The 15,775-nt window shown below is 73.1% G+C and carries 14 protein-coding genes and 1 pseudogene; 9 read left to right on the top strand and 6 right to left on the bottom strand.

The annotated features are described in order from the left end of the window. Positions 1 to 177: 177 nt before the first annotated feature. Positions 178 to 1,509: an Nramp family divalent metal transporter gene (locus tag L3078_RS04965; protein WP_239760211.1), complete on the top strand. Its 1,332-nt coding sequence runs from the start codon at positions 178 to 180 to the stop codon at positions 1,507 to 1,509. Then, on the top strand, positions 1,506 to 3,005 hold the full coding sequence (locus L3078_RS04970; protein WP_239751128.1) for an amidase: 1,500 nt from the start codon (positions 1,506 to 1,508) through the stop codon (positions 3,003 to 3,005). The genes L3078_RS04965 and L3078_RS04970 overlap by 4 nt, the downstream gene beginning before the upstream one ends. Before the next feature lie 16 nt (positions 3,006 to 3,021). On the opposite strand, the gene L3078_RS04975 is transcribed toward L3078_RS04970, so the two are convergent. Next, complete coding sequence (locus L3078_RS04975; RefSeq protein ID WP_239751130.1) at positions 3,022 to 3,990, bottom strand: hypothetical protein; 969 nt, start codon at positions 3,988 to 3,990, stop codon at positions 3,022 to 3,024. Positions 3,991 to 4,170: 180 nt separating this feature from the next. Here L3078_RS04975 and L3078_RS04980 point away from each other — a divergent pair, with 180 nt between their 5' ends. Further along, a complete protein-coding gene (locus L3078_RS04980; protein WP_239751131.1) occupies positions 4,171 to 6,465 on the top strand; it encodes a heavy metal translocating P-type ATPase in 2,295 nt (764 codons plus the stop codon). Positions 6,466 to 6,777: 312 nt separating this feature from the next. On the opposite strand, the gene L3078_RS04985 is transcribed toward L3078_RS04980, so the two are convergent. After that, positions 6,778 to 7,755, bottom strand: coding sequence for an SMP-30/gluconolactonase/LRE family protein (locus L3078_RS04985; RefSeq protein WP_239751133.1), 978 nt, complete (start codon positions 7,753 to 7,755; stop codon positions 6,778 to 6,780). A 562-nt stretch (positions 7,756 to 8,317) separates the two neighbouring features. On the opposite strand from L3078_RS04985, the gene L3078_RS04990 reads away from it, so the two are divergent. From L3078_RS04990 to L3078_RS05010, 5 genes are all read left to right on the top strand, one after another. Then, a complete protein-coding gene (locus tag L3078_RS04990; RefSeq protein ID WP_239751136.1) occupies positions 8,318 to 9,529 on the top strand; it encodes an MFS transporter in 1,212 nt (403 codons plus the stop codon). Between the two features lie 179 nt (positions 9,530 to 9,708). Further along, the gene (tgmA, locus tag L3078_RS04995) at positions 9,709 to 9,900 is read left to right on the top strand and encodes a putative ATP-grasp-modified RiPP (RefSeq protein WP_033525738.1); all 192 of its coding nucleotides are present in this window, start codon (positions 9,709 to 9,711) and stop codon (positions 9,898 to 9,900) included. A 17-nt stretch (positions 9,901 to 9,917) separates the two neighbouring features. Beyond that, positions 9,918 to 10,901, top strand: coding sequence for an ATP-grasp ribosomal peptide maturase (tgmB, locus tag L3078_RS05000; protein WP_239751137.1), 984 nt, complete (start codon positions 9,918 to 9,920; stop codon positions 10,899 to 10,901). A 100-nt stretch (positions 10,902 to 11,001) separates the two neighbouring features. Then, positions 11,002 to 11,769 (top strand): maleylpyruvate isomerase family mycothiol-dependent enzyme, encoded by a 768-nt coding sequence (locus L3078_RS05005; protein WP_239751140.1) that lies wholly within the window; start codon positions 11,002 to 11,004, stop codon positions 11,767 to 11,769. 63 nt (positions 11,770 to 11,832) lie between these two features. Then, positions 11,833 to 12,156, top strand: a complete 324-nt coding sequence (locus tag L3078_RS05010) for a DUF6332 family protein (RefSeq protein ID WP_239751142.1) — start codon at positions 11,833 to 11,835, stop codon at positions 12,154 to 12,156. Here L3078_RS05010 and L3078_RS44525 read toward each other — a convergent pair. The 3 genes and pseudogenes from L3078_RS44525 to L3078_RS05020 form a co-directional block, all read right to left on the bottom strand. Next, on the bottom strand, positions 12,117 to 12,299 hold the full coding sequence (locus tag L3078_RS44525; RefSeq protein ID WP_275593218.1) for a response regulator transcription factor: 183 nt from the start codon (positions 12,297 to 12,299) through the stop codon (positions 12,117 to 12,119). The two genes, L3078_RS05010 and L3078_RS44525, sit on opposite strands and share 40 nt — an antisense overlap. Then, positions 12,285 to 12,983, bottom strand: a pseudogene (locus L3078_RS05015) (sensor histidine kinase); the annotation flags it as partial. The pseudogene L3078_RS05015 and the gene L3078_RS44525, both read right to left, overlap by 15 nt. Before the next feature lie 59 nt (positions 12,984 to 13,042). Continuing rightward, positions 13,043 to 13,747, bottom strand: coding sequence for a TetR/AcrR family transcriptional regulator (locus L3078_RS05020; RefSeq protein WP_239751144.1), 705 nt, complete (start codon positions 13,745 to 13,747; stop codon positions 13,043 to 13,045). 126 nt (positions 13,748 to 13,873) lie between these two features. Between L3078_RS05020 and L3078_RS05025 the strand changes: the two genes are divergently transcribed. After that, positions 13,874 to 14,326 (top strand): nitroreductase family deazaflavin-dependent oxidoreductase, encoded by a 453-nt coding sequence (locus tag L3078_RS05025; RefSeq protein WP_239751146.1) that lies wholly within the window; start codon positions 13,874 to 13,876, stop codon positions 14,324 to 14,326. Between the two features lie 69 nt (positions 14,327 to 14,395). On the opposite strand, the gene L3078_RS05030 is transcribed toward L3078_RS05025, so the two are convergent. Continuing rightward, positions 14,396 to 15,601: a geranylgeranyl reductase family protein gene (locus tag L3078_RS05030; RefSeq protein ID WP_239751148.1), complete on the bottom strand. Its 1,206-nt coding sequence runs from the start codon at positions 15,599 to 15,601 to the stop codon at positions 14,396 to 14,398. Positions 15,602 to 15,775 lie beyond the last annotated feature (174 nt).

Consider the following 15,775-nt stretch of genomic DNA (forward strand, 5'->3'; position numbering starts at 1 on the left):
CGGATTCCGTCAACTCCGCAGGGCTTCTTGTTCCCTTCCGTCGCCGTGACCCAGCCTGCCGTGAAGTGAATCGCCCGGTTCCGCACGGTCTCCCCGCCGTGCGGACCGCGCCCCGTCCCCCGAGGCCCGCACGCGCAGCGCGCGCCCATGACTCCCGTGACTCCCCGATCTACGGAGATGGTCGACGTGACCGCGACTCCCGGCAGTCCCCCGCGCTCCCCGGCGGCCGAGGCCACCCCGCCGGTGCCGCTCCGCCCGCCGCGCGCCCGGCGGGTCCGCCCGGCTCTGCTGGGTCCCGGGCTGGTGCTGGCGGCCGCCAGTGTGGGTGCCGGGGACATGGTGACGTCGCTCGCGGGCGCGGCCGGGTACGGCATGGCGCTGATGTGGGCCATCGTCATCGGTGTCGTCCTGAAGTACGCGCTGACCGAGGCGGTGGGCCGGCTGTACCTGGCCACCGGGCAGACGGTGATCGCCGGCCTGCGGTCGGCCGCCCGCTGGCTCCCGGCGGCGTTCCTGCTCTTCGTACTGGTCATCGGGCTGCTGTACGGGGCGGCGCTCGGCTCGGTGGCGTCCCTGGCGCTGTCCACGCTGTTCCCCGTACTGCCCGTCAGGCCCGTGGCCGTCGCCGTCGCGCTCACGGCGGCGGCGATCGTGTACCTCGGGCGGTACGCGGTGTTCGAGCGGGTGATGAGCGTCTTCCTGCTCGCCAAGTTCCTCGGCATGGCCGTCCTGGCGGTGGCCACGCTCGCCACCGCCGACGATGTGCCCGCTCTGCTCGGCACCCTGCGCCCGAGGCTGCCGGCGGGTGACGTGGTGACGGTGCTGGCGCTCATCGGCGGCGTGGGCGGGACGGCCGGGATCGCCTCGTACAGCTACTGGATGCGGGAGAAGGGCTGGGCGGACGGGAGCCGGCTGCGGCTGATGCGGACGGACTCGGCGGTGAGCTACGGCGTCACGCTGCTGTTCGTGCTCTGTACGACGGTGGTGGGCACGGGCCTGCTGTACGGCACGGGCGGCAGCATCACGGGCGGCGAGGGGCTGGCCGCGCTCGCCGATCCGCTCGGCGCCGATCTGGGGTCCGTGGCCCGCGTGCTGTTCCTGGGCACGTTCTTCCTGGTGACGCTGAGCGCGCTGGTCGGTGGCTTCAACGGTCTGTGCTACCTGCTGGCCGACTCGCTGCGGACGCTGCGAGGCGTCCCGGACGCCGAGGCGGAGCCGCACATCGCGCAGCACGGGCGCCCGTTCCGGCTGTTCCTCCTCTACTGCGCCGTCACCTCGGTCGCCGTCATCTTCCTGGGCCGGCCGGTGTCCCTGGTGCTCACCTACGCCGCCGTCGGCTCGCTGATCCTGCCGTTGCTCTCCGGCGCGCTGCTGGTGCTGCTCAACCGCCGGGGCGTGGAGCCGGCGCTGCGCAACCGGACCATGTCGAACACGCTGCTGGGCGGCTCGTTCGTGCTCTTCGGAGTGCTCGCGGTCGTCCAGCTCAAGGAGTCCCTGGGAGGGGCGTGAACCACCTCGTGCGTCATCTCGTCGACCATTCCGACAAGTACCCCGTGAACCCGACGGGCGACGCGGAGCCGTCGGAGGACCTGTGCTTCCGGACCGCGTACGAGCTCGCCGTGGCGCTGGCCCGGCGCGAGATCTCGGCGCGGGAGGTGGTGACGGCCCATCTGGAGCGGATCGAGCGGGTCGATCCCGCGGTGAACGCGATCGTGACGCTGGTGGCCGACCGGGCGCTGGAGCAGGCGTCCGAGGCGGACGACCGGATGGCGGCCGGTGAGCCGGTCGGTCCACTGCACGGGCTGCCCGTCGCGCACAAGGACCTGCACGACACGGCGGGCATCCGGACGACGTCCGGTTCACCGATCTTCGCCGAGCGGGTGCCCGACCAGGATCATCTGGTCGTCGAGCGGCTGCGGAAGGCGGGCGCGATCACGCTCGGGAAGACCAACGTCCCCGAACTGGGCCTGGGTTCGCACACCGTCAACCCCGTCTTCGGGGCCACCCGCAACCCGTACGACCTCTCCCGCAGCGCGGGCGGCAGCAGTGGCGGGGCGGGGGCGGCCCTGGCGTGCGGGATGCAGCCCATCGCGGACGGCAGCGACACCGGCGGCTCGCTGCGCAACCCGGCCTCCTTCAACAACGTCGTCGGGCTGCGCCCGTCGCCGGGCCGGGTGCCGTCCTGGCCCGAGCGGGCGCCCTGGGGACAGCTGTCGGTGAAGGGGCCGATGGCGCGGACCGTGGCGGACGTCGCGCTGACCCTGTCGGTGCTGGCGGGCCCGGATCCCCGCGATCCCCGCTCCCTCCAGACGCCCGGTGCCACCTTCGCCTGGCAACTCGACGGTGATGTGCGGGGGTTGCGGGTCGCCTTCTCGCCCGATCTCGGTGGGGCCGTGCCCGTCGACCCGGAGGTGCGGGAGGCGCTGCGGCCGGCGCCGGAGGTGTTCGCCGCGCTGGGCTGCGAGGTCGAGGAGGCCTGCCCGGACCTGCGCGGCGCGGACGAGGTGTTCCTCGCCCAGCGGGCCTGGCAGGTGGAGCTCTCCTACGGGGCGCTGCTGGACGAGCACCGCGACCGGCTCGCCCCGGACGTGGTCTGGAACATCGAGGAGGGCCGCAGGCTCGGCGGCCCCGACCTCGGGCGGGCCCAGGCGCTGCACGGCGCGCTCTACCACCGGGTGCGCGAGTTCTTCGAGCGGTACGACCTGCTGTTGCTGCCGGTCAGTCAGGTCGCGCCCTTCGACATCGGGCTGGCGTACCCGACGGTCGTGGACGGCACCCCGATGGAGACCTATCTCGACTGGATGCGCTCGGCGTATCTGATCTCCGTCACGGGCTGCCCGGCCCTGTCCGTGCCGGCCGGGTTCACTCCGGGGGGTCTGCCGGTCGGGCTGCAGATCGTGGGCCCGCACCGGCGGGACTGGTCGGTCCTGAAGGCCGGGTACGCCTTCGAGCGGGCGACGCGGGTCGGGGAGCGGCGGCCTCCGGTGGTGTCGGCCGCCGGCTGAGTGCCGGGCCGCCCCGTCAGTGCGTGTGGTCGGCCGGGGGTTCCTCCACCGGGTTCGATGCGGCCGTTTCCCCTGCGTCGACCGTGAACGCCGCCGTGTGGACCTTGCCCTCGTGCTTGAAGTCCAGGAAGAGCCGGTAGGAGCCGGCGCTGGGGGCGGTGGCCGTGAAGGAGATGTCCGGGCCGGGCTCGGTGGTGCCGTCGCCGGGCTCGCCGTTCGGGTGGACGTGCAGGTAGGCGAGGTCGCCGGAGCGCAGGGCGACCAGGTGGCCGTACGCGCCGAGGTAGGGCTGGAGGTCGGTGACGGGCCGGCCGTCGCGGGAGACCTTCAGCTTCAGTTCGCTCGCGGCGCCCGGACGCAGACCGCCGTCCAGTTCGACGTCGTAGCCGTTGACCTCGGCGGTGTCACGCGGTGCCGGCAGCTTGTTCGGCTTGTACGTCCCCGAGGCCCCGAGGTCGGCGCCGAGGGTGAGGTTCTCGGCGTCCTCGCCGGCCGGGGTGAAGTCGGCGAAGACGCGGTAGCCGCCGGCCTCGGGCAGGTCGACGGGGGTGCTCCAGGTGCCGTCGGCGGCTCGGGTGGGGTGCAGATGGCGGTAGGTGACCAGGTCGCGTGAGGCGACGATGAGGTGGAGTTCCTTGTCGTGCTCGCGCTGGTACGCGGTGACGGCGCGTCCCTCGGCGTCCCGGATGACGAAGCGCAGCTCGGCGCGGTCCCCGGCGGTGACGCTCGGGGTGCGCAGGTCGAGGGTGTAGCCGCCCTCGGAGATCTGCAGTCCGCCGGCCGGGGCGGACGCGTGTGCGCCCGCGCCCTCTCCGGGGTCCGGTGACTGGTCCGGTGACTCCTCGGTGTGGCCGTCGTGGCGCGCGGGCTCGCTCTTCGCGGTGTCCGTCACGACGGGTTCGACGCCCTTGCCCACGCCGTAGGCGGCGCCGAACGTCGCGGCCAGCGCGGCGGCGTAGGCGGTGATCCTCAGTCCGGTGTTCATGGCCGTCTCCTTCGAGGTCCGGGTCTCCACACAGCTCACCATACCCCCAGGGGGTATGGAGTCAAGCGCTGGGACGACTTGCCTAGGATACCCCTGAGGGGTATACAGGAGGCGAACCGCAAGGATACCCCCGCCCCGTATCCATGAAGATCGCCGCCCACGCCGTACGAGGGAGCAGCCATGACCGTCACCAGGACCGGGACCGGAACCGCCGCGGAGGTGGAGCTCGCCATCGGCGGTATGACCTGCGCCTCCTGCGCCGCCCGCGTCGAGAAGAAGCTGAACCGCATGGAGGGCGTCACCGCGACGGTCAACTACGCCACCGAGAAGGCCAAGGTCAGCTACACCGACGAGGTCTCGGTACGGGACCTGATCGCCACCGTGGAGGCGACCGGCTACACGGCACGCGAGCCCGCACCACCCGCCCGGACCGAGTTCGACGGCACGGACGGCAAGGACGGCAAGGACGGCGGAGGCGACTCGGCGGACGACGAGCTGCGGCCGCTCCGGCAGCGCCTGACCACCGCCGTGGTCCTGGCTGTGCCCGTCATCGCGATGGCCATGATCCCGGCACTGCAGTTCGAGTACTGGCAGTGGCTGTCCCTGACGCTGGCGGCGCCCGTGGTGACGTACGCGGGGTGGCCCTTCCACCGCGCCGCCTGGACGAACGCCCGGCACGGGGCCGCCACCATGGACACGCTCATCTCCATCGGCACCCTGGCCGCCTTCGGCTGGTCGCTGTGGGCGCTGTTCCTCGGCACGGCGGGCACACCGGGCATGACGCACCCCTTCGAGCTGACCATCGTCCGGGGCGACGGCGCCGGCTCGATCTATCTGGAGGCGGCGGCCGGGGTGACCGCCTTCATCCTCGCCGGGCGCTACTTCGAGGCCCGCTCCAAGCGGAAGGCGGGCGCGGCCCTGCGGGCGCTGCTGGAGCTGGGCGCGAAGGACGTCACCGTGCTCAGCCGTGAGGGCGGCGAACGCACGGTTCCCGTCGGCGAGTTGCGGGTCGGCGACCGCTTCCTGGTGCGCCCGGGCGAGAAGATCGCCACCGACGGGACCGTCGTGGAGGGCTCCTCCGCCGTGGACGCGTCCATGCTGACCGGCGAGTCCGTGCCCGTGGAGGTCGCGGTCGGCGACACGGTCACCGGTGCCACCGTGAACGCGGGCGGGCGTCTGGTGGTCGAGGCCACCAGGATCGGCGCCGACACGCAACTGGCCCGGATGGCGCGACTGGTGGAGGACGCGCAGAACGGGAAGGCCTCGGCCCAGCGGCTCGCGGACCGTATCTCCGCCGTGTTCGTGCCGATCGTGATCGCCCTCGCCCTGGGCACCCTCGGCTTCTGGCTCGGCAACGGCGCCGGGCTCACGGCCGCGTTCACCGCCGCCGTCGCCGTACTGATCATCGCCTGCCCCTGCGCCCTGGGGCTCGCCACGCCGACCGCGCTGCTGGTCGGCACCGGGCGCGGCGCCCAGCTGGGCATCCTGATCAAGGGCCCGGAGGTGCTGGAGTCCACGCGCGGGGTCGACACCGTCGTCCTCGACAAGACCGGCACCGTCACCACCGGCCGGATGACCCTGCTGGCCGTGCACCCCGCCGACGGCACCGTCGAGGCCGACGTGCTGCGCCTGGCGGGCGCGGTGGAGCACGCCTCCGAGCACCCGGTCGCCCGTGCCGTCGCCGAGGGCGCCCTGGCCCGGCTCGGCTCGCTGCCCACGCCGGAGGACTTCGCGAACGTGCCCGGCCTCGGGGTCCAGGGTGTCGTCGACGGTCACGCGGTCCTCGTCGGCCGCGCACGGCTCCTCGCCGACTGGGCCATGGAACCGCCGACGGACCTGCGGCGGGCGATGGAACGGGCCGAGACCTCCGGCCGCACGGCCGTCGTGGTCGCCTGGGACGGCGAGGTCCGCGCGGTCCTCGAAGTCGCCGACGCGGTGAAGGAGACCAGCGCCGAGGCGATCGCGCGGCTGCGCGCGCTCGGCCTCACCCCGATCCTGCTGACCGGGGACAACCGGGCCGTGGCGGAGTCCGTCGCCCGCGAGGTCGGGATCGCGCCGGGGGACGTGATCGCGGAGGTGCTGCCGCAGGACAAGGTCGCGGTCGTCGAGCGCCTTCAGGGCGAGGGCCGTTCGGTCGCGATGGTCGGGGACGGCGTCAACGACGCGGCCGCCCTCGCGCAGGCCGACCTGGGGCTGGCGATGGGCACGGGCACGGACGCCGCGATCGAGGCGAGCGATCTGACCCTCGTCCGGGGCGACCTGCGCGCGGCGGCCGACGCCATCCGCCTCGCCCGCCGGACCCTCGGCACCATCCGGTCCAACCTGTTCTGGGCCTTCGCCTACAACGTGGCCGCCCTGCCGCTCGCGGCGGCCGGTCTCCTCAACCCGATGATCGCGGGGGCGGCCATGGCCTTCTCGTCGGTCTTCGTCGTCGGCAACTCCTTGCGTCTGCGGACGTTCCGGTCGGCCGGCTGAATCAGCCGACCGGGGCCGGGGGCCGTTCCGGCCGGCCTCCCGGCCTCGGTGAATTCGCGACCTTCGTCAATTCACCGAGGCCGTGCCCGGCGGGGTCGCGGAGCGATTCGCCCGACGCCCGCGATCCGTTCGGCGAAATCACCGACGAATTGCTGGTTCCGCTTCATCCGGGGCGGAAATCCCGGAACTGTGCCGTAAATCACAGAGACCGCGCTCGGGAGATCACCTTTGAATACCCGGCGCTCTTGGCGAATTCCGGACTACGGTCGGCGGAAAGCCGTCAGGAACGTTGATCGAATTCGACGCGAGCGATCACCGAGCGTGACGATCGTCGAGGCGGGCGAGCAGCAGGTTCGGGTCCCGCAGGGTGAAGAAGGCGCCGCTCGGGACGTAGACCGTCCGGTGGCGCACGGCCACGGAGGTGGGGTTGGAGAGTCCGTCGTCCTGGCTGAGGACGACGGTGTGGGTGCCGTCCGGGCGGACGAGGGCGACCTCGTTACTCAGGATCAGGGCGGCGAGAACGGTGTCGCCGTGCCCGGTGAAGGCGAAGTCGTCGACCCCGGCGAGCCCCGTCGCCCTGGTCTCGGGCCTGCCCGCCGAGCCGTCCCGGCGGACGGGGACGCGCAGCAGGGTCCGCCGGTCGGTGTTGGAGACCCATACGGCGCCGTCGTGGACCTTGAGTCCGTTCGCGCCGACACCGAAGCCGCCCTCCGAGGCGGGCAGGGGCCGGAGGGCGGCGCCCGTGGCCCAGGCCGTGGGCGTGCCGCCCCGCTGCGGGACGCGCCAGACGGTGCCCAGCACCGAGTCGGCGACGTAGAGCACGCCTCGGCGCTCGTCGAGGCCGAGGGCGTTGGGCAGCCCGTTCGGCGGCAGCTGGGCGATCTGCCGGGGCGTCCCACCGGGGGTGACACGCCAGACGCCCGTCTTGCGGGTGCCGGTGGCGTAGGTGACGTAGAGCGTGCCGTCGTGGGCGCGGGCGATGCCGAGGACGACGTCGTCGCCGACCAGGGGCGTCCGCGGGTTCGGCTCGGCGGGCAGCGTGGCGAGGACACGGGTGTGCCCCTGCTTGGTGACGTGGGCGACCTGACGGGCGGCCGAGAAGGTCAGGTCGGCGGAGCCGTCGGGTTCGAGGGCGATGTTCTCGGGTGTCTGGCCCCGGGTGATGTCGAAGTGGGCGACGACACGCGGACGGGAGACGATCGGCTCCCCGTCCGGCGGGGGTGCCGCGGCGAGCAGGGCGACGGCGGCGGTGACCGCCGCGACGACGGGCAACGGGCGAAGACGGGGCATCGGTCTCTCCTCGGGCGGGGCCTGGACGCCTCGGTGGCGGCGCCTCACGACCATGACGGCGCGTCCGTCGACGGAAGCGGGAGTCACGGCCGGGCGTTCGCCCACACGGCGCACGGCATGGGGCCGGTCGGGCCCTCGCTGGAGCCCGACCGGGTCGGGTCACACCCATGGCGAGGGGTCTCGGGTGGCAGACGCGTACGGAAGGGCAGACGGCGGGGGTCGCGCGGCAGCAGCCCCTGTGCCGCCGGGCGACACGAGGGTGGTGCGGCGCAGCCCCCGTACCGCCGAGTGATCAGCCGCGCATCGGCACCGGCGCCCTCTGGCCCGTTCCTGCCCCGCCTCACCCCCCGGCCCGTTGCTGGCCCGCCTCACCCCTCGGCCACAGCCGCGCCCCCGGCCACCACCCCCGGGCCACAAACCCGCGACCCGCCCCCGGCCACAGACCCGCCCCGGCCACCACTTCCGGGCCTCCGCCCGCCCCCCACCGCACCTTGCCCCAGCCACGACCCCCGCCTAGCCTGGTTTTGTGCCGCGAATAAACAAAACCCGATCGCACAGCGCCGTGCCGGGCCACCCCACCGACCCCTCGCACCTCCGCACCCTCCGTATCGCCATCACCGCTTTCTTCGCCCTCGACGGCTTCGTCTTCGCCGGCTGGGTGGTCAGGATCCCCGCGATCAAGGAGCAGACCGGCGCCTCGCCCGGGGCCCTGGGGCTCGCCCTGCTGGGTGTGTCCGCCGGAGCGGTGGTCACGATGATGCTCACCGGCCGCCTCTGCCGCCGCTTCGGCAGCCACCCGGTCACCGTCGCCTGCGCCGTGCTGCTCTGCCTCAGCGTGGCCCTGCCCCCACTGACCCACTCGGCACTCGCCCTGGGCGCGGTGCTCCTGGTGTTCGGCGCGGCATTCGGCGGGATCAACGTGGCCTTCAACAGCGCTGCCGTGGACCTGGTGGCCGCGCTGGGGCGGCCCATCATGCCCGGGTTCCACGCCGCGTTCAGTCTCGGCGGCATGGTCGGGGCCGGGCTCGGCAGCCTCGTCGCCGGCTCGCTCTCCCCGACCCGCCATCTGCTCGGCATCACCCTGATCGGCCTCCTGGTGACGGCCGTCGCCGCGCCCACCCTGCTGCGCCACGATCCCCCGCTGCCCCTCGACCGCACTCCCGCGGACCGCTCCCCCGCGCGCCCCGCCCGGGAGGCCGACCCACGGGGCTCCGGCCGCCTGGACAGCCGTACGCGCGCCCTGGTCGTCGTCCTGGGGCTGATCGCCGGCTGCACGGCGTACGGCGAGGGCGCGCTGGCGGACTGGGGCGCCCTGCACCTGGAGGCGGACCTGGACGCCTCACCCGGTGTCGCGGCGATCGGTTACTCGTGTTTCGCGCTCGCCATGACGATCGGCCGACTGACCGGAACGACCCTGCTCGAACGCCTGGGCAGGACCACGGTGCTCGTGGCCGGCGGGACCACCGCGACGGCCGGCATGCTCCTCGGCTCCCTCGCCCCTTCGGTCTGGGCGACCCTGCTCGGCTTCGCGGTCACCGGACTCGGCCTCGCCAACATCTTCCCGGTGGCCATCGAACGGGCCGGCGCGCTGGCCGGCCCGAGCGGTGTCGCGACCGCCTCCACGCTCGGCTACCTCGGGATGCTCCTCGGCCCACCCGCGATCGGTTTCATGGCCGAGTGGTTCTCCCTGCCCACCGCACTCACCAGCGTCGCGGTACTCGCCGCGTTCGCCTCCGTCATCGCCTTCGCCACGCGCCACTCGGCCGCGAAATGACCACTCACCGTTGCCTCTTGACCCCTCGCGGTGCATGAAGTCAGCCCTCCGAGAACATGAGGCAACCATTCAGTCGTTCGCTTCGTATAACTCCCTGGAGACACTGCGACCCGGCCGAACAGAGGACGGCCGGAGCGTCACCATCCGCTTTTCCGGATGGTCCCGAACAAGGAGAAACGATGCGACTGTTCGTGCTCAACTACGCTCGCTCCGCTGAGCAGTTGGAGTTCAGCGCTCCGTACACCTACGACTCCGGGCTGCAGTTGAACGTGCTCGCCGATGGGCGGATAGCCGCTCACGACCAGGGCCTTATGCGGGAATTGGGGGCGACGACGTCCACCGCGGGTTCGAAGACCCATTTCGACGACTGAACGCGGACCCGGCGACGATGACGGTGCTGATCCTCACCAGCGAACAGGATGTGACGGCGGACCTGGTGGTGGCACGACTGAACGGGACCGGTGTCCCGGTGGTGCGCCTCGACCCCGCCGACCTCCCCGGCGGGGTGGCTCTCTCCGGCGAGTACGTGCACGGCGCCTTCCGCGGGCATCTGTCCGCCGGCGGGCGCCTGGTGAGCATGAGCGGACTGCGCTCCATCTGGCTGCGCCGACCGGGGGTCCCGGCCAGCCGGGTGGGCGAGCCGTCCGCCTGGCTGACCGAGGAGTCCTCGCAGGCCCTGTACGGCATGCTGCGCGGCACGGGGGCCCGTTGGATGAACGACCCCGACGCGGCCCGGCGGGCCCGCCACAAGCCGTGGCAGCTCCGGCACGCCCAACGCTGTGGCCTCCCCGTACCGGCCACGCTCATCACCACGTTCCCGCAGGCCGCCCGCGAGTTCGCCGAGCGCTTCCCGGACCTGGTGGTGAAGCCGGTCTCCGGCACCCACCCGCAGGAGCCGGCCCGCACGGTCCCCACCAGCCGGGTCGCGCCCGGCACCGACTTCACCGCCGTGGCGTTCGGCCCGACGCTGTTGCAGCGCCGGATCGCCAAGGCGGCGGACATCAGACTCACCGCCGTCGGTGACCGCCTGCTGGCCGCCCGCAAGGCGGTCGCCCCGGACGCGCACCCCGACGAGGTCGACGTCCGCTTCGCCCCCTCCACCGCGCCCTGGCAGCCGGTGGAGGTCCCGGCACGCACCGCCGCCGCCGTGCGCGCCTATCTGCGGGACGCCGAACTCTCCTACGGCGCCTTCGACTTCGCGGAGGACGCGGACGGGACCTGGTGGTTCCTGGAGTGCAACCAGTCAGGACAGTTCGGGTTCGTGGAGATGGACACCGGCCAGCCGATCGCCCACAGCGTCGCCGAGTGGCTGGCCGAGGAGGGGCCGGGGGCGAGAACACGCCACCACGACCGTATCCGCGCGACCCCCTGACCCGCCGCCACTCGGACGGGCCCCGCGCGCCCGCCCCGGCCAGGTGGGCGCGTCGGCTTCGGCGGGCGTACCGTGCGTCCTCGTCCGGCAGACTCCTCCCATGGAAACCGCTGAGCACATCACAGCCCTGGACGAGGAAGGCCGGCTGCTCGCCACGGCCGCCCGGAAGGCCGGTACGGACGCCGAGGTGCCGACCTGTCCGTCGTGGCGGGTACGGGACCTGCTCCGCCACACGGGGGCGGTGCACCGCTGGGCCACGGCCTTCGTCGCCGAGGGACACCCCTCGCCCCGGCCTCCCGCGGACGCTCCGGAAGACCTGGACGGTGACGCCCTGCTGACCTGGTTCGAGGACGGTCACCGGCGCCTCGTCGACACCCTGCGCGCTGCCCCGGCCGACCTCGACTGCTGGAGCTTTCTGCCCGCCCCGTCCCCACTCGCCTTCTGGGCACGCCGCCAGGCCCACGAGACGGCCGTGCACCGCGTCGACGCGGAGTCCGCACTCGGCGACGCCCCCGGCCTCCCCGTACCGGACTTCGGCACGAGCCTCGGCGTGGACTTCGCCGTCGACGGCGTCGACGAACTACTGCTCGGCTTCCACGCCCGCCCCAAGAGTCGGGTGCGCACCGCGACGCCACGTGTCCTCCGGGTGCGCGCGACGGACACGGACGCCGCCTGGACCGTACGGCTGTCGGCCGAACCCCCGGTGGCGGAGCGCGCGGACGGGTCACGGGCCCCGGCCGCCGACTGCGAGATCGCGGGCCCGGCGCCCCAGTTGTACCTGGCCCTGTGGAACCGGCTCCCCTTCCCCGCCGTCGACGGCGACCCCACGCTCGCAGAGCTGTGGCGGGAGACCTCGGGCATCGGCTGAACCGGGCCCTGCGGGCGCGCCGACCTTCTTGTCCGCCGGGCCCCGCGCCCTCACACTCGGTCCATGGGGAGACGGACGCAGGCCGAACGGGACGCGATGACGACGGAGATCGGGTTCGCGCTCTTCGCGGGGGCGATGATGGCGGGCGCGGCCTATTTCGGCGTGACCGAGTTCCTGCCGAACGTCTTCGGCTCCCTGCGCGGCCGGTCGGACCTGCTCCGCCACCTCGCGGCCTCCACCACCGTGGTGGTGTTCGTCGCGGTCGTCACGATCGTGCTGACCCGCTTCAGGCACGCCTTACGAGCGGGCCGTGAGGCTTCCGCGCCCGGCGGACCGGACGGCGCGGCTCAGCCCAGCCAGCCCGGCCGCACCAAGCCGGACTCGTAGGCCAGGACGACGAGTTGGGCGCGGTCACGCGCGCCCAGCTTCACCATCGTGCGGCTGACGTGCGTCTTGGCCGTGAGCGGGCTGACGACGAGCCGACGGGCGATCTCCTCGTTGCTCAGACCGATGCCGCGGGCGATCCGCAGCCGCTCCTCGTCGGCCCGCAGGCGTGCGGCACGGGCCCGTTCGGTCCGCTCCCGGGCCCACTGCTCGCGCCGGGTCCGGGCCAGCTCGGAGAGCGCGACGATCGCCACGCCCCAGGTCACGACGACGATCTCCTGTCCCCAGCTCGCGGCGTCGTCCCCGTCCGGCGGCAGCCACCGGTACAGCCAGTGCGCCACCAGCACGTGCCCCACCCAGAGCGCCCCCATCGCCGTCCAGGCGGCCCGGCGGTGCCCCGCGACGATCGCGCTGAAGCAGCCGACGGCCACGGTGACGAACACCGGCCCGTACGGATATCCGGCCCCGAGGTACACCATGGCGGTCGCGGACGTCCCGAAGGCGACGAGCACCGGATGCCGCCACCGCCACAGCAGCATCGCGGTGCCCAGCAGCAGGAGCACGCGCGCGAAGGGGTCGAGCGCGGCGCGTTCGCCCTGCTGGAGCTCTGCGGCCGCGTTCGAGCCGACCAGGACGACGACGGTGAGCGCCAGTGTGGAGCGCCAGGGCCGGCGGGGGCGCGCCTCGTCGCCGTCCGCCCGGTGCCACCACGGGGGCCCGCTCCCGTGCCATCGCCGCCACGCCGGTCCGCCCCGGCCCGACGGCCCACTCCGCACGGGGTGGGCGTCCGCTGCCGGGAGGCCTGCCGCCTCCGCGCCCCGCTCCGCCATACCTGCCACGCTAGACGCCGCCCGCGGGGCACGACGTCATCCGAGCGGAGCGATCACGTCTACTCCGCGCGACGTACGTCCGTCAGTCCCACGTGACGGGCGAGCCCGTGCGCCGCGTCGCGGAAGAACGCCTCGCGGTTCTCGACCACCCTGTTGAACTGCCCGAACACCTCGAAGTTGACCAGCCCGAACAACTGGGCCCACGCCGCGACCAGGACCGCGACCACCTCCGGCGGCAGGTCGGGCGCGAAGTCCTCGGCCATGCGCAGCGCCTCGGGCCGCAGCTCGGCCGGCAGCTGCCTCCTCGCCACCCCGTCGGCCTGATGGGCATCCCGTGCGATACGGATGAGCACCTGCCCCGCCCGGGAGGCGGCCGGCACCGTCGTGTCGGGCGCGGTGTATCCCGGCACGGGCGAACCGTAGATCAACGCGTACTCGTGCGGCCGCGCCAGCGCCCACTCCCGTACCCCCTCGCACACAGCGACCCACTGCCCGGCCGGACTCTCCCCGGCGGCCTTCGCGTGCGCGGCCTCGGCCGCCTCGCCCAGCGAGTCGAACGCGTCGATGATCAGTGCGGTGAGCAGTTCGTCCCGGCTCGGGAAGTAGCGGTACAGCGCGGAGGAGACCATGCCGAGCTCGCGCGCGACGGCCCGCAGCGACAGCTTGGCGGCGCCCTCGGCGGCCAGCTGTCTGCGCGCCTCGTCCTTGATGGCGGCGGTGACCTCGATCCTGGCGCGGGCACGGGCCCCTCGTGCGGTGCTCATGTGCGGCAGTGTGCCACAAGGTCAGAGCACTGCACACAAACGAGAGCAGTGCTCTTGCCATGGCCGCCGTCGTCGTACACACTTGCCTCGAGCGAGAGCAGTGCTCTCTGAATTGGGAGGAACCCCATGTCGTCGTCGCCCCACTACATCAAGGCCAACCCCTTCGACCGCGCGCTCAACGGCTTCATCGGCTGGCTCGCCCGCCACGGCGTCAGCCTCGTCGGCACCGCCGAACTCTCCGTGCGCGGCCGAAAGAGCGGCGAGTGGCGTCGGCTGCCGGTCAACCCGTTGCCGTACGAGGGCGGCCCCTACCTCGTCTCGGCGCGCGGCCACTCCGAGTGGGTGCGCAACATGCGGGCGGCCGGCGGTGGACGGCTCCAGGTGGGCCGCCGGGTGCAGGAGTTCACGGCGGTCGAGCTGCCCGACGAGGAGAAGCCCGCCGTGCTGCGCACCTATCTGAAGAAGTGGGGCTGGGAGGTGGGCCGGTTCTTCGGTGACGTCACCGCCGACTCCACCGACGCGGAACTGCTCGCCGCCGCACCGAAGCACCCCGTCTTCCGGATCACCGTCCAGCGGTGACCGGCGGGGTGCCGGGTGCGGCGCGGGCCTCCAGGTAAGGGAACGGGCCTGCTTACCGGCGGCGCGGACCTACTTGTCGAACGCGGTCAGCGCGCGCTGGGCGATCGGATGGTTGCGGACGATCTCCCCCAGGGAGGTCGAACCGCGCGTGATGTCCACGAAGGCCCGCCAGGCGGGCCGGAATCCGGTGAGCGCCGCGTGGAAGAGCCCCGGCCGCCGCTCGAAGGCGATCAGCAGCCGCTTGCCGACGCTCATCTCGACACCGAGCCCCGCCTTCACGGCGAACGCGTAGTTCAGCGCCTGGCGGCGGGTGTCCACCGCGTCGTGCGCCTCGGCGATCCGCACCGCCCACTCCCCCGCGAGCCGCCCCGAGCGCAGCGCGAAGGAGATGCCCTCCCGGGTCCACGGCTCCAACAGCCCCGCCGCGTCCCCGCAGACCAGCACCCGGCCCCGCGAGAGCGGCGAGTCGTCGGCACGGCAGCGCGTCAAGTGGCCCGAGGAGACGCTCGGTTCGAAGCCGGCGAGGCCGAGCCGCCCGATGAAGTCCTCCAGGTACCGCTTGGTGGCGGCGCCTTCACCGCGCGCTGAGATCACACCGACGGTCAGGGTGTCACCCTTGGGGAACACCCACCCGTAACTGCCGGGCATGGGGCCCCAGTCGATGAGGACGCGTCCCTTCCAGTCCTCGGCGACCGTCTCCGGGACGGGGATCTCCGCCTCCAGGCCCAGGTCGACCTGGTCGAGCTTCACCCCGACGTGTGCCCCTATGCGGCTGGCGCTTCCGTCCGCGCCGACGACGGCCCGCGCGAGGAGCGTCTCACCGCCGTGCAGGACGACGGCGACCGTACGCCGGTCCGGCACCGCCGAGCCGTGCTGTTCGACACGGGTGACCGTGACCCCCGTCCGCAGTTCGGCGCCCGCCTTCTGGGCGTGCTCGACGAGTTGCTGGTCGAACTCGGGCCGGTTGATCAGCCCGAACAGCATCTGTTTCGATTTGCGTGTCCGGGCGTAGCGGCCGTCGAGCGAGAAGGTGACCGCGTGCACCCGGTCCTTGAGAGGCAGTTCGAAGCCGGGCGGCAGCGCGTCGCGCGAGGGGCCGATGATGCCGCCGCCGCACGTCTTGTAGCGCGGCAGCTCCGCCTTCTCCAGCAACAGGACGCTGCGTCCCGCGACCGCCGCCGCGTAGGCGGCCGATGCCCCTGCGGGGCCCGCGCCCACCACGACGACGTCCCACACCCGCTGCACGTCGTCCGCCGAAGAGTTCTCGCTGCTCACGATGGTCTACTGCTCCCGATCCAGCCGCCTGCCGCACCTGTCCCACGCATCCTACGGCGGGTGACGCCGAGCACCGCTGTGGGAGGATCGGCAGCGCATGCGCCCTACACCGACACACCGGGCAGGAGCGCGTGCGGCCCCGTACCCAGAAGGACAACGTCGCACCCACCAGGA

Origin of the sequence: Streptomyces deccanensis, assembly GCF_022385335.1 — a bacterium.
In the GTDB taxonomy this organism is placed as follows: Bacteria; Actinomycetota; Actinomycetes; order Streptomycetales; family Streptomycetaceae; genus Streptomyces; species Streptomyces deccanensis.

Bases quoted from the DNA above. Each gene is read 5' to 3' on its own strand.
- L3078_RS04965 (WP_239760211.1), top strand. From the start codon at position 178: ATGGTCGACGTGACCGCGACTCCCGGCAGTCCCCCGCGCTCCCCGGCG.
- L3078_RS04975 (WP_239751130.1), bottom strand. From the start codon at position 3,990: ATGAACACCGGACTGAGGATCACCGCCTACGCCGCCGCGCTGGCCGCG.
- L3078_RS04980 (WP_239751131.1), top strand. From the start codon at position 4,171: ATGACCGTCACCAGGACCGGGACCGGAACCGCCGCGGAGGTGGAGCTC.
- L3078_RS04985 (WP_239751133.1), bottom strand. From the start codon at position 7,755: ATGCCCCGTCTTCGCCCGTTGCCCGTCGTCGCGGCGGTCACCGCCGCC.
- tgmA (WP_033525738.1), top strand. From the start codon at position 9,709: ATGCGACTGTTCGTGCTCAACTACGCTCGCTCCGCTGAGCAGTTGGAG.
- tgmB (WP_239751137.1), top strand. From the start codon at position 9,918: ATGACGGTGCTGATCCTCACCAGCGAACAGGATGTGACGGCGGACCTG.
- L3078_RS05005 (WP_239751140.1), top strand. From the start codon at position 11,002: ATGGAAACCGCTGAGCACATCACAGCCCTGGACGAGGAAGGCCGGCTG.
- L3078_RS05010 (WP_239751142.1), top strand. From the start codon at position 11,833: ATGGGGAGACGGACGCAGGCCGAACGGGACGCGATGACGACGGAGATC.
- L3078_RS05020 (WP_239751144.1), bottom strand. From the start codon at position 13,747: ATGAGCACCGCACGAGGGGCCCGTGCCCGCGCCAGGATCGAGGTCACC.
- L3078_RS05025 (WP_239751146.1), top strand. From the start codon at position 13,874: ATGTCGTCGTCGCCCCACTACATCAAGGCCAACCCCTTCGACCGCGCG.